The organism is Frankia sp. CeCAU1 (assembly GCF_977971845.1).
In genome coordinates this window covers 45,470-57,882 of sequence record NZ_CDWWXA010000007.1, presented here as the reverse complement: position 1 = coordinate 57,882, position 12,413 = coordinate 45,470, and the positions used below count along the sequence as shown (strand labels likewise).

At 70.7% G+C, this 12,413-nt stretch carries 11 protein-coding genes; 6 read left to right on the top strand and 5 right to left on the bottom strand.

The window, feature by feature from the left end:
- Positions 1 to 26: 26 nt before the first annotated feature.
- Positions 27 to 1,220 carry a histidinol-phosphate transaminase gene (locus AC08OO_RS02740; protein ID WP_476608776.1) on the bottom strand — a complete coding sequence of 398 codons (1,194 nt, stop codon included), beginning with the start codon at positions 1,218 to 1,220 and terminating at the stop codon, positions 27 to 29.
- Positions 1,217 to 2,512 (bottom strand): histidinol dehydrogenase, encoded by a 1,296-nt coding sequence (gene hisD, locus AC08OO_RS02735; protein ID WP_476608777.1) that lies wholly within the window; start codon positions 2,510 to 2,512, stop codon positions 1,217 to 1,219. The genes AC08OO_RS02740 and hisD overlap by 4 nt, the downstream gene beginning before the upstream one ends.
- A 70-nt stretch (positions 2,513 to 2,582) precedes the next feature.
- Between hisD and AC08OO_RS02730 the strand changes: the two genes are divergently transcribed.
- The 5 genes from AC08OO_RS02730 (at position 2,583) to AC08OO_RS02710 (ending at position 8,631) form a co-directional block, all read left to right on the top strand.
- Positions 2,583 to 4,415 (top strand): bis-aminopropyl spermidine synthase family protein, encoded by a 1,833-nt coding sequence (locus tag AC08OO_RS02730; RefSeq protein WP_476618207.1) that lies wholly within the window; start codon positions 2,583 to 2,585, stop codon positions 4,413 to 4,415.
- 92 nt (positions 4,416 to 4,507) lie between these two features.
- Positions 4,508 to 5,341, top strand: a complete 834-nt coding sequence (locus AC08OO_RS02725; protein ID WP_476608779.1) for a response regulator transcription factor — start codon at positions 4,508 to 4,510, stop codon at positions 5,339 to 5,341.
- A 13-nt stretch (positions 5,342 to 5,354) separates the two neighbouring features.
- Complete coding sequence (locus AC08OO_RS02720; RefSeq protein ID WP_476608780.1) at positions 5,355 to 7,070, top strand: sensor histidine kinase; 1,716 nt, start codon at positions 5,355 to 5,357, stop codon at positions 7,068 to 7,070.
- A 145-nt stretch (positions 7,071 to 7,215) separates the two neighbouring features.
- Positions 7,216 to 8,007, top strand: coding sequence for an O-methyltransferase (locus AC08OO_RS02715; RefSeq protein WP_476608781.1), 792 nt, complete (start codon positions 7,216 to 7,218; stop codon positions 8,005 to 8,007).
- 192 nt (positions 8,008 to 8,199) lie between these two features.
- Complete coding sequence (locus tag AC08OO_RS02710; RefSeq protein ID WP_476606031.1) at positions 8,200 to 8,631, top strand: RrF2 family transcriptional regulator; 432 nt, start codon at positions 8,200 to 8,202, stop codon at positions 8,629 to 8,631.
- Between the two features lie 269 nt (positions 8,632 to 8,900).
- On the opposite strand, the gene AC08OO_RS02705 is transcribed toward AC08OO_RS02710, so the two are convergent.
- Entirely contained in the window at positions 8,901 to 9,236 is a 336-nt protein-coding gene (locus tag AC08OO_RS02705; RefSeq protein WP_011437418.1) for an indolepyruvate ferredoxin oxidoreductase subunit alpha, read from the bottom strand.
- A 490-nt stretch (positions 9,237 to 9,726) separates the two neighbouring features.
- On the bottom strand, positions 9,727 to 10,326 hold the full coding sequence (locus tag AC08OO_RS02700; RefSeq protein WP_476608782.1) for a hypothetical protein: 600 nt from the start codon (positions 10,324 to 10,326) through the stop codon (positions 9,727 to 9,729).
- A 272-nt stretch (positions 10,327 to 10,598) separates the two neighbouring features.
- Between AC08OO_RS02700 and AC08OO_RS02695 the strand changes: the two genes are divergently transcribed.
- Positions 10,599 to 11,312, top strand: coding sequence for a VIT1/CCC1 transporter family protein (locus AC08OO_RS02695; RefSeq protein WP_476608783.1), 714 nt, complete (start codon positions 10,599 to 10,601; stop codon positions 11,310 to 11,312).
- A gap of 127 nt (positions 11,313 to 11,439) precedes the next feature.
- On the opposite strand, the gene AC08OO_RS02690 is transcribed toward AC08OO_RS02695, so the two are convergent.
- Complete coding sequence (locus AC08OO_RS02690; protein ID WP_476608784.1) at positions 11,440 to 12,309, bottom strand: MurR/RpiR family transcriptional regulator; 870 nt, start codon at positions 12,307 to 12,309, stop codon at positions 11,440 to 11,442.
- Positions 12,310 to 12,413: the final 104 nt, after the last annotated feature.

The following is a 12,413-nucleotide window of genomic DNA, read 5'->3' as shown; positions in this document are numbered from 1 at the left end:
CCAGGGGCTCAGGCCGGGCCAGGGGCTCAGGCGGCGGCGAGGCTGATGACACCGTCCGCGCCGATGACGCTGCCGGTGAGAGTTCTGCCCAGCGCCCCGAGAAACGCGCCCACCTCGTTCGGCAGCCCGGCGGTGACCCGCAGCCAGCCGGTCAGACCGACATCGCGGACCAGCACTCCCGCGTCCAACAGGCTCTGCCACACCGCCCGCTGATCGGCGAACCGGCCGAAGAACACGAAGTTGGCGTCGCTCGGAGCCAGCCGCAGACCGAGCGCAGGCAACTCCCGGACGATGCGGTCGCGCTGGGCCTTGACCGCCTCCACCGTGCCGAGCAGCTCGTCGGCGTGCGCGAGCGCCGTGCGCGCGACGGCCTGGGTGAAGCTGGACAGGTGGTAGGGCAGCCGCACCAGGTACAGCGAGTCCACCACGGCGGGGTGCGCGGCAAGGTAGCCTACCCGGGCACCGGCCAGCGCGAACGCCTTGCTCATTGTCCGGGTGACGACGAGCCGCGGATGACGGGGCAGCAGCGTCAGCGTGCTGGGCACGCCGGCCCGGCGGAACTCGGCGTAGGCCTCGTCGACGACGACCATGCCGCTGCCGGTGGCCTCCACCGCCTCACAGGCGGCGACGACGACCTCGGGCGGCAGGGCCGTGCCCGTCGGATTGTTCGGTGAGCAGAGGAAGACCAGGGCGGGTCGGTGCCGGGCGATCGCGTCGGCGACCACGGCCGGGGAGAGCGTGAAGTCCTCCGCTCGCTGCCCGGCCACCCACTCGGTGGCGGTGGCCAGCGCGATGAGGCGGTGCATCGAGTAGGACGGCTCGAACCCGAGCGCCACCCGACCGGGCCCGCCGAACGCCTGGAGGAGCTGCTGGAGGATCTCGTTGGAGCCGTTGGCGGCCCAGACCTGACTGGTGTGCACGCCGAAGCCGGCATCGGGTGTCAGGTAGTAGGCGAGGTCGGCACGCAGCGCCTCGGCGTCCCGGTCGGGATAGCGGTTCGCCTCGGTGGCTGCGAGGGCCGCGGCCTTGCCGATGGCGTCGACCAGCCCGACCGACGGCGGGTGCGGGTTCTCGTTGGTGTTGAGCCGCACCGGCACGTCGAGCTGCGGAGCGCCGTAGGGCGAGAGCCCGCGCAGGCTGTCGCGCAGCGGCAGGCCGTCAGCGTCCCACGGGCGCCACGGCCGGTCCCCGGCACCGCTCCCGGCCGCCTTGAATATCATCGGAGTCGAACCTCCACCGCGTCGACGTGAGCTGTGAGGTCCTCCGCCCCGCCGAGCGCTGCGATACGCGGGGCGACGGCGGCGAGCCCCTCCCGCGTGCACTCGACCACCTGGACCTGACGTTGGAAGGCGGTGACCGCCAGACCGCTGGAATGCCGGGCGGTGCCGCCGGTGGGCAGGACGTGGTTGGACCCGGCCAGGTAGTCGCCGAGCGGGACGGGAGCGTAGTCGCCGACGAAGACCGCTCCGGCGTGGCGCACCCGGGCGGCGACCGCGGCGGCGTCCGCGGTGTGGATCTCCAGATGCTCGGCGGCCCAGCCGTCCGCCACCGCGAGACCCGCGTCGACGTCCGCGACGAGCGCAACCGCCCCCTGGCCGGCGAGCGACTCCGCCACCCGCTCCCGGTGGCGGGTGACGGGCACCTGCTTGCCGAGCTCGACGTCGACCGCGTCGGCGAGTTCCACCGACGGGGTGATCAGCAGGCAGGCGGCCATCGGATCGTGCTCGGCCTGGGCGATGAGGTCGGCGGCGACGAAGGCCGGATCCGCGGTGGCGTCGGCGAGGATCGCGACCTCGGTCGGGCCCGCCTCGGCGTCCACCCCGACGACCCCACGCAGCAGGCGCTTGGCCGCCGTGACATAGACGTTGCCGGGCCCGGTGATCACATCGACCGGCGGGCAGCTCGTGGTCCCGTAGGCGGCCATCGCCACGGCCTGGGCTCCGCCTGCCGCGTAGACCTCCTCGACACCGAGCAGCGCGCAGGCGGCGAGGATCACCGGATGCGGCAGCCCGCCGTTGTCCTTCTGCGGCGGGGAGAAGACCGCGAGCGAGCCGACCCCGGCCTCCTGGGCGGGCACGACGTTCATCACGACGCTGCTGGGGTAGGCGACCCGCCCGCCCGGCACGTACAGGCCGACCCGCTCCACCGGCACCCAGCGCTGCGTCACCGTGGTGCCGGGCGCGACCTCGATCGCCACCGGCTCCCGCAGCTGCGCACGGTGCACCAGCCGAGTCCGGCGGATCGCCTCGGTCAGCGCGTCGCGCACGGCCGGATCCAGGGCATCCGCGGCGGCGGCGAGAACCTGGGCGGGCACCCGCAGGCTCGGCGGGCGGACCCCGTCGAACCGCTCCGCGGCGGCGAGGACGGCCGCGTCGCCGCGGTCCCGCACGTCCGCACAGACCGGCCGGACCGCATCGACGGCGACGTCGACGTCGACGTCGGCCCGCGGCAGTAGCCGTCGGATCTCGGCTGCGGCAGGCACCGCGCCACGCAGATCAAGCCTTCTGAGCACGACAAGAGATTAGCTGGCCTCGGCGGGACCGGTAGAATCGTGTGTCCGCCGCAGGTGCGACGCTGGTTGCGTGTCCCCTCCACATACCCTGTCAGGACCGGATCACCCGGGCCGGGCGCCGGGTCCAGCCGAATCCGGCGAGTCGTTGGCGACCCTGCTGGCGGGCTACCGGGTGCATGCCCGGGCGCCTCGCGCGGCGGTGGCGGCGCTGACCGAGCAGCCACGCACCCTGCGCCAACTGGTCCAGAGTTCGGGCCTGCCCCGACGGAGCGTGGAGGAGATCCTCGCCAGCCTCGGCGACGATCTGCGGACCGGCCCCGACGGGCGTCACGTGCTGCGCCCGGCGTCGATCGACCGCTACCGCGGCCTGATCCGCTATGACGAGCTGAGCGGACAGACCCCGCTCGATCCCCTCGCCGCCGTGATCGCCCGCCACGGTCCGCTGGTCACGACCATGCATGATCTCATCGCTGCCGCGCCCCGACCGCGGGCCGACCTCGACCACGTACCCGCGACGGCGACGACCGTCGTGCGCCGGGCCGTCTGGCTGCAGACACGTTACGACCTGCGCGGCGCGCATCTGCTGTGCATAGGTGATCATGATCTCACCTCGCTGGCGGCGGTCTCGTTGATCGACGGGCTCACCGTGACCGTCGTCGACATCGACGACGAGCTGCTCGCCTACCTGGACAGCTCGGCCCGGTCGTTGGGCGTCCGGCTGCGGTGCCTCTACGCCGACCTGCGCTTCGGCCTGCCGCCGGCGGTGGTGGGCACGGCCGATCTGGCGTTCACCGATCCGCCCTACACCCCGGAGGGCGTGGCGCTGTTCACCGGGCGCGGCGCGCAGGGTCTCGCGGACCGCGAACATGGTCGCGTCCTGCTGGCCTACGGGTTCAGCGACCGGGTACCGACGCTGGGTTGGAAGGTGCAGCGGGCACTGATCGATCAGGGCTTCGTGTTCGAGGCCGTCTGGCCAGGCTTCCACGTCTACGAGGGCGCGGAGGCGGTGGGCGCCAGAGCCGACATGTACGTCTGCCAGCCGACCCCGGCCACCTGGAAGCAGCTGGACCGCTCGGTCACGGCGGCCACGGCGGTCACGGCGGCCACAACCGCGACGGCCGCCATCTACACCCGGGGCCGGCAGTCCACGCAGAGTCGGCCGACGCGCCTGACCGCCCCGGTCCTCGACGCGGTGGCCGCCTTTCTCGCCACCGGCCCGGCGGGTCGCGCCGTGTTCGTTGGCGAGCGGCGGGAGGTCGACGCGGTCCACGTGCGTCTCGCGACCGTGTTCGACCGGGGGCTGCCCGCGTTCGCCTCGACCGGCCCCGGCGCCTCAACCGAGGACGGAACGGTCAGCGTGGCCACCGACCTGTCGGACGATCCGGGCCCCTGGCTGACCAGGCTCCTCCTGGCGGTCAACGCGGACCGGCTCGCCGTCGTCGTCTCCTCCGATCATCCCGATCTGGGCGTCCGCCGCCGGCGGGCCCAGGATGACCCGCTGCGGCAGCTGCGGGCGAAGTGGACCGCCACCCCCGCCCGGGACCTCGGGGACCTGCGGCTCGTGACGTTCACGGCCGTCGGCCCGGCGGCGCTCGCCCCCGCCGACCGGCTCGCCCGGTGGCTGCTTGACCGCCCGCACGGCAAGATCGGCAACGTCTGGCGGGACGGGCTCATCCGGATCGTCCGGGAGGATTCGGGGCGCACGCTCTCCCAGCGCGACGCCCGGGCCGCCGTGACCCGGGCCGCGCGCGATCCCGACCTGCTGGCCGCCCGGCTGATCGATCTTCCCCGGCACGCCCTCGGGGGAATCCTCGCCGCGGTGTCGTCCGGCGACACGCTGCTGGCCGAGCCGGTGAGACCGGGCTGGATCCGGCAAAATTGGCAGACGCTGCGAAACGAGTAGATATGACGGAATCGGAGCTGGCGACGGCGGAATCGCGGTGGCACCCGCGGGGCCGGCGGCCGGACGCGCCCGGTGCCGCCTACTGTCGTGCCATGGCGACGCTTGCAGGCAACGGCTCCCGAGCACACGCATCAGACCTGCAGCGGTATCCCGATCCCGCCGGCGCCCGGGTGCTGGTGGTCGAGGACGACGACGGCCTCGGTACCCAGCTCGTGCGCGGTCTGGACCGGGCCGGCTACACCGCCGACCGGGTGCGGACCGGGGAGGCCGCGCTCGCCCGGGTCGAGGGCGTGTCCCCGCCCGATCTCGTGCTCCTGGACCTGGGACTGCCCGACATCGACGGCGCGGAGGTGTGCCGGCGCATCCGCGAGCGCGGGGACACCCCCGTGATCGTGGTGACGGCTCGGGGGGACGAGGCGGACCGGGTCGAGGCCTTGGACCTCGGTTCCGACGACTACCTGGTCAAACCATTCGGATTCGCCGAACTGCTGGCCCGGATACGGGCGGTGCGGCGGCGCGCCGCCCGGGCCACCGGTGAGAGCTCCGACGTGGTCCGGCACGGACCGCTCGTCCTCGACCGGCGCAGCCGGCGGATCTCCGTCGACGGCCGTCCGGTCCAGGTGACGGCGCGGGAGTACGATCTGCTGGCCTTCCTGGCCTGCGATCCCGGCCGGGTCCGGACCCGACGGGAGATCTTCACCGCTGTCTGGGGCGACTGGTTCGGCTCATCGAAGGTCCTCGACGTACACATCGGCGCGATCCGCCGCAAGCTCGGGATTCCCGAACTGATCGAAACGGTGTACGGGGTCGGCTTCCGCTTGGGCGGGCCGCCGGCGCCCGGCACCGATCCGACCCCCGACACCGATCCGACCCCCGGCACCGATCCGACCCCCGGTGACCGGAGCGCGCCACCCCTCGGCCGATGACCCGGCACATCCAATGACCCGGCGCATCCTGGCCGCCCAGCTCGCGCTCACGACGGCGCTGCTTGTCGGCCTGTGCGTCCCGATGGGGCTCGACGCCACCCGTCACGACCGGGCGCTGTTCGGCCTGCGGCTCACGGCCGCGATGCAGGCCTACTGCGCCGAGGTGAAGTGGCGGCGGCTGTCCGCCGGCGCGGCCCCGCTGCCCGCCCCCGTACGCGACAGTACGGCCGTGCCACCGGACGAGCTCCGGCTGTTCGACCCGAACGGTACGCCCGTGGCCGACACCGGTGACGACATCCCGATCATGGCCTGGGATCTGGATCGGGCCCGCCGGGAGAACGTGGTCATCAACCCGAACGCGGCCAATCGACACCGGATGATCCTTATTGCTCCGGTGTCCAACGCGCAGGGCCTGGTCGGCATCCTGGCCGTCGCGCGCAGCGATGCCGGGCTGCGCGCCTCGATCATCCACCGATGGACGATGATCGCCCTCGCGGGCGTCCTGGTCGCGCTGGCCGCATTGGGGATCTCGATACTGCTGGCCCGCTGGGTGGGCCGGCCGCTGCGCCGGCTCGAGCAGGCAGCGACCGAACTCGGTGCCGGTGATCTCACGATCCGGGCCAGAGCCGTCGGTGGCCCGCCCGAGGCACGCAAACTTGCCACGACGTTCGACGCGATGGCGGGACGGCTCCAGTTGCTGGTCGACAGCCAGCGCCGGTTCCTCGCCGACGTCTCCCACCAGATCCGCACCCCGCTGACGGCGATGCGCCTGCGCCTGGAGCTGCTGCAACAGGACGTGGACGCGGACACCACCGACGAGGTCGCGGGCACCCTGGTCGAGGTGCACCGGCTCTCCCGGATGGTCGACGGGCTGCTGGCGGTCTCCCGGGCCGAGCATGCACCGATCCCGACCCAGCCGATCCCCCTCGCGGTCGCCGCCGAGGAACGATGCCTGATCTGGCGACCGGTCGCAGCCGCCGCCGGAGTGACGCTGACCTGCGACGTCGACGCGGACCAGGTCGTCCAGTGCACCCCGGGGCATCTGGAGCAGATCCTCGACAATCTCCTCAGCAACGCGCTGGAGGCCACCCCGTCCGGCGGCCGGGTCAGCGTCACGTCCGGGACGAACCCACCGGCCCAGCCACGCCCGGTGGGCGCCGGAGGCACCGCGGAGGCGGGCCTCGGGACGGGGAGCACCGCGTACGAATTGGACGAGATGAACGTCACCGGGCCGCAGAGCACCATGACGGCGGAAAGCATGACGCGGCTCACGGTCGCCGACAGCGGACGCGGCATGAGCGCCGAGCAGCGGGCCGCCGCCTTCCGCCGGTTCAGCTCCAACCTCAGTGCCGACCAGCGAGAAGCCGACCAGCGAGGAGAGGTGCCCGGCCGGGCCGATCGGCGCGGGAACGGCCTCGGGCTCGCCATCGTGCATGCCCTGACGACCGCCGACGGCGGGACGGTCACTCTGGCCGAGAGTGACAACGGGGGTCTGTGCGTCGTCCTCGACCTGCCCCGGACACATCCAGGCCGACGGCCGACGGCCGCCCGGCCGGCACCCGCGCAGAGATCCGTGGACGCGGCGGGCGGCACCTGCATCGCGGCCGCGCCGGGTTCCGGGGGCACGGACGGCCCGGGCCCCCGGCGGACATCGGCCACCATCCACGAACTACTGGAAGTAGTGGATTACGTCACGACAGATTATGCCATGGCCGACGACAGGCCGTGACGACCGGACAACGGCTTCACCGGACTCCCGATTCACTAGATGATCTTTACTGGTTCTTTCCGAGCCGAGGAGCGGTCCGTAACCACAATGCGCCCCGGGCCAGTTATTTTCGAACTGAGCCACCAGGGATGGAGTTCCACTGATCATGGCAAAAAGTCCGGCACAGAAGATTCGTGAAGTCGCGACAACCGGCGTCGGCACGCTTCGCCGCGAAAGCGCAAAAAACGGCAAGGGATTGAAATCAGCCTATCTGGCCGATCCGATCCACAGCTATCTGACGGAGCACAGCTCACCTCCGGATCCGATCCTCGACGCGCTCTCCGCCGTGACGGCGACGCTCCCCGAGGCGGAGATGCAGGTACCGGCCGAGCAGGGGACGTTCCTGACCATCCTGACGGCCTCGATCGCCCCGCGCCGCGCGGTCGAGATCGGTACCTTCACCGGCTATTCCGCGCTGTGCATCGCCCGGGGCCTGCCCGCCGGCGGCCGACTTCTCTGCCTGGACATCAGCGCGGAATGGACCTCGATCGCCCGCCAGTACTGGGCTCGGGCCGGTGTTTCCGATCACATCGACCTCGCCCTCGGACCGGCGGCGGACAGTCTCGGCACACTCCCCGAAGAACCCACCTTCGACCTGGCGTTCATCGACGCGGACAAGACCTCGTATAGGAGGTATTACGAGCTTCTCTTTCCCCGGATGAACCCGAACGGGGTCATCATCGTCGATAATGTGCTGCAGTATGGGCACGTGGTACGCGCCCACTCGGACAATCCTGCTGTCGTCGCCGTCAAACAGTTCAACGAGCTTCTCGCCGGCGACTCCCGGGTACAGGTTGTCATGCTGCCCATTGCGGACGGACTGACCATCGTCCGGAAACTGCCCTCGCCGCGGACACCCGTACAGGCTCCCCCGGCCGGGGGTCCGCGGTCGCCATGAGGAGACCGGCACCGGCCCAGTGCCGGCCAGTGCCGGCCAGTGCCGGCGCGGTGTCACACTCCGGCCGCGCTCCCGCCGAGGTCTGACCTCGGCAGGCGGCACCCGTGGGACGCAGGTGCCGTCGGGACAATCTTCTACGAAGAGTAGAAGGCAAGATGGTCGAGTGACCGTCACCTCGACAGGCGCGCTCCCATGCACCTGACCCAGTCGACCGACCTGGCGCTGCGGGCACTTATGCTCACGGCCACCCGGGAGGATCGCCTCACCGTCCGCGACCTCTCGAAAGCCCTCGATGTTCCGCTCACCCACATGGCGAAGATCGTGCAACGCCTCCAGCGGCTCGACCTCGTGGTCACCGTGCGCGGGCGCACCGGCGGGGTACTGCTCGCCCCGGGCGCGACGCAGGTCACCGTCGGGCACATCGTCCGTGCCCTCGAGGGCACGGACGAGTTCGTCTCCTGCGACGGTCCCCCGTGCCCCCTGCGATGCGCCTGCCGACTGCGCCCCCTCCTGCGACAAGCCCAGGAGAACTTCCTGGTCACGCTCGACGAGGTGACCCTCGCCGAGCTCACCGACGAACCCGCCGGTGAGCTCCTGCGCTCCCTCGCGCCACCGGTCCGCTGACACCCGGCCCCGCCCGCCACGAACCACCCTGGAACTATCCGGGGCTGGACCAGCGGACCCCGCCGTTCCGTCGGACCTGCGGGATAGAATCGCCTGGAACGCAGGCCGGTTACGGGAGGGATCCCCCCACAACGTCTCGGCGTCAGGCCGGCGCCTCGGGCCCGAGGTCCGCCAGCACCGGCCCTTCCGCGCATTCCCTCGGTTCGTTTTTCCCGCTACTGCTCCGCTTTATCGTGCTCCGCCCCGGCGAATACCCGAGGTCACCCTCGTCAGTTTCCGTAGGCGGCAATGAAGGGCGTGTCAGCCTTGATCTTGCCGAGCTTCGTGGCGCCACCCGGCTCGCCGAGCGGCGCGTCCCGACCGGGCAGGACGGCACTGAAGAACAGCGCCTCGCTTTCGATGAACTCCTTGTCCTTCGCGGGAACACGGTCGTCGCTGATGGCCGCGCCGACCGGGCAGGACACTGCGCAGGCACCGCACTCCGTGCACTCATCCGGATTGATGTACATCTTACGGTCGCCCTCGTAGATGCAATCGGCCGGGCACCCCTCCAGGCAGGAGCCGTCCTTGACATCGATACACGCGGCGGTGATGACAAATGGCATGAGAGCCCTCACTTCCGATCGACCATACCGGACCACATCCGGACGGCAGTCAATCCCATGGCTGGCCTCCGACTGCTTCTCGGCTGGTTTCGACCGAGACAGATGGCCGTGCGGCGAACCCGAATTAATGGTATAGGTTCACGGGGCTCCGGTAGGTCGTGCACCGTGAACGGCATGTAAACAAATTATCCACGAGGCAGGCCTCATGGATATCCCCGAAATCCACTCGAAGGAAAATCTCAAGGATATTTTTATCAATAACATTATCTTGACCCGAATCACGCTTGAATACCCGCCCACATTTCCCGGAGGACGCCATCACGGTACCGACCCGGCACGAGGCAGCGGGGTAGTGGGGTAGCCCCGGGAGAAATCCGGACGCCGGTACCCGCCGGCCGTACCCATCGGGCGTACCCACTGATCACACTCCGGGAAGACCGCTGATCATGCGACGTCACCGGCGTTCTCCAGACCCCGTCCGGGCGGGGATTCAAGATCCAGGCGGAGGTTCGAGGGCCCGGGGGGCAGTCGCTCGTTGCAGGTGGGACGGAATTTCCATCCGGACGATCTCGCCGTAGGCGAGGAATCTCATGAGCACGAAGAACCAGTGCGCCGGCCACACCTGCAGTCGGACGGGGGGTTGGCCGGCAAGCATGATGACCATGCTGTCGCCGTCCACGCCGGACGCCCGCAGGTACGGGTAGCCGATATCGATCCAGCCGGTCGTGAGCGCCAGCGCGAGGCGCCAGTTCGTCAGGAAAAGGTGCCCCTGGCAGACAGGGCGCCACTGGACCGCGGCGAGCGCCTCGGCGCGCCTGCGCTGGCTGCCGTTGTACAGGGCGCTGCCGAGCAGGGACGCGCCGAGCAGAAGGGGACTACCGAAGGCGACGAACCACCCCTGGTTGTAGGTGACGTTCTGGCCGATGTACTGCCAGACGCGGACGGGTGCCTGGGCCAGCACGGCTTCACCCGCACCCAGCGCGATCTGCACGGGTTGTGCCCGCGGACGCCATCCGCGCGTGAGCGCCTCACCGAGTTCCGCGCCGGCCAGCCAACTCTCCTCGTACGAGGTGTGCGGTCCCGGCCTCATCGGACGATGTCGGGGCAAGGTCACCAATCCCATGTCGCGCGATCACTGTCAGCCTTGATTGTCCATCATTGCCGTTCATCAGCGGATTCCCAGCGGTCTACCTCGAGGAACGGGCAGAGATGATTCTTGATCCGTTGAGTGTGCCATGCTGATCGCCGCGATCTCGGCCGGGCGCGAACAGGCCGGGTCACCTGGTGGAACGGGTGATTGTCACAGTTGTGCCACAGCCGCCGAGACGATGCCGATCGTCAACACCGTGCTGTAATGCCCCCATGGCGACATTCGGTGCGGTGCGGCGGCACCAGGAGCGGCACAGCACGAACCGTTCGGGCTGGCTGCGCGCGGCCGTCCTCGGCGCGAACGACGGCCTGGTCTCCACCTCCAGTCTCATCGTCGGCGTCGCCGCGAGCGGCGCCTCCACCGGCGCGGTCCTGACCGCCGGGATCGCGGGTCTGACCGCGGGGGCGATGTCGATGGCGGCCGGGGAGTACGTGTCGGTAAGCTCCCAGGCCGACGTGGAACGCGCGGACCGGGCCAAGGAGAGCGCGGAGCTGGCGGCCGACCCCGTGGCCGAGCTCGCCGAGCTGGTCGGCATCTATGAGCGGCGCGGCCTTCCGCACGACCTCGCCACGCAGGTCGCCGTGACGCTGACCGAGCGGGGTGCGCTGGAGGCGCACCTGCGCGACGAACTCGGCCAGAGTGAGGCCACCCGGGCGCGCCCGGTCCAGGCCGCCGTCGCGTCGGCGGGCAGCTTCACGGCCGGCGGGCTGGTGCCGTTCCTCGGGATGTCGGCCCCGGCGGGAGCGGGCCGCCTGATGCTCGTCGTCGTGGTTACGGTGATCGGTCTCGCCGTCGCGGGCATACTCGCCGCGCGGGCCGCCGGTATGGCGCTGCTGCGTCCGGCCCTGCGCGTCGTGCTGGGCGGCGCCGCTGCCATGCTGGTCACCGCGCTGGTCGGTCTGATCACCGACGCGGCCGGCGGCTGACCGACCGCCGGGACGTACCTCGCCCACCACCGATCCACCGCTGGTCCGCGGGCTCATACCGTTCCTCGGTGGACGCGGGGGCGAACCACGGGCCGTCGACACCGGCGCCGCCGGGTCTGGTAGGCGGCTACATCCGGTGTTCGACGATCACGTCGGCGGTCATCGCCAGCGCGCCAGGGCTGCGCGGGCTGCGCACCACCACGAGGGCGAACAGGGCGTCGAGCACCGACAGGTGCACGATCCGGCTGGTCATCGCCTCGATGCGATACGCCGTCTCCCGACTGCCCACCACCACCGCGTGCTGCACCAGCTCGGTCAACGGTGACCGGGCAAAGCTCGTGATCGCGGCGGTATGCGCCCCGGCGTCCACGGCCGCCCGCATCGCCGCCAGTGTCTCCGCCGTCGAGCCGGTGTGGCTGACCGCAACACACAGATCACCCGCCGCCAGCATCCGGGCAGTGACGTGCTGCACATGCGCGTCCCCGGCGAACCGCGCATCGACCCCGACCGTGGTCAGCCGGTAGGCGGCATCCATCGCCAGCGGCGCCGACGTCCCCACCGCCACGAACAACGTCCGCGGCGCGGCGACGACCAGGTCGGCGATCGTCGCCAGCACGCCACCGTCGATCCCCCGCGCCGCCTCGGTCAGCGCACTCGCCGCCCCGCCGAGCACCTTCCCGGCAATCTCATCCGGGCCGTCGGCCGCGGACACCTCGTCCACCAGCTGCCGCTCCACCGGCAGCGTCTCCCGGATCAGCGCCAGCTTGAGTTCCTGATAGCCCCGAAGCCCCAGGCTCTGGCAGAACCGCACCACCGTCGCCGGCGAGCTTCCCGACACCTGCGCCAGCTCGCTCACCGACTGGTGGATCATCGCAACCGGGTCCGCGAGGACCTGCCGCGCCACCCGCTGCTCCGCCGACGACAACGACGCCGACAAAGCCCGAATGCGCTCCAACACGGCGGGCGCGGCAGCGTCGCCCGCGACCCTCACAGTCACGTCACTAGTCACGACACGTCACGCTAAGCGCGTAGGCACAACGGTCAGATACCCAAAGGTAAACTAAGAATGAATCTTCCATGGAATTATGGATCATGAAAATC

Bases quoted from the DNA above. Each gene is read 5' to 3' on its own strand.
- AC08OO_RS02740 (WP_476608776.1), bottom strand. From the start codon at position 1,220: ATGATATTCAAGGCGGCCGGGAGCGGTGCCGGGGACCGGCCGTGGCGC.
- AC08OO_RS02725 (WP_476608779.1), top strand. From the start codon at position 4,508: ATGGCGACGCTTGCAGGCAACGGCTCCCGAGCACACGCATCAGACCTG.
- AC08OO_RS02705 (WP_011437418.1), bottom strand. From the start codon at position 9,236: ATGCCATTTGTCATCACCGCCGCGTGTATCGATGTCAAGGACGGCTCC.
- AC08OO_RS02700 (WP_476608782.1), bottom strand. From the start codon at position 10,326: ATGAGGCCGGGACCGCACACCTCGTACGAGGAGAGTTGGCTGGCCGGC.
- AC08OO_RS02695 (WP_476608783.1), top strand. From the start codon at position 10,599: ATGGCGACATTCGGTGCGGTGCGGCGGCACCAGGAGCGGCACAGCACG.
- AC08OO_RS02720 (WP_476608780.1), top strand. From the start codon at position 5,355: ATGACCCGGCGCATCCTGGCCGCCCAGCTCGCGCTCACGACGGCGCTG.
- AC08OO_RS02710 (WP_476606031.1), top strand. From the start codon at position 8,200: ATGCACCTGACCCAGTCGACCGACCTGGCGCTGCGGGCACTTATGCTC.
- AC08OO_RS02715 (WP_476608781.1), top strand. From the start codon at position 7,216: ATGGCAAAAAGTCCGGCACAGAAGATTCGTGAAGTCGCGACAACCGGC.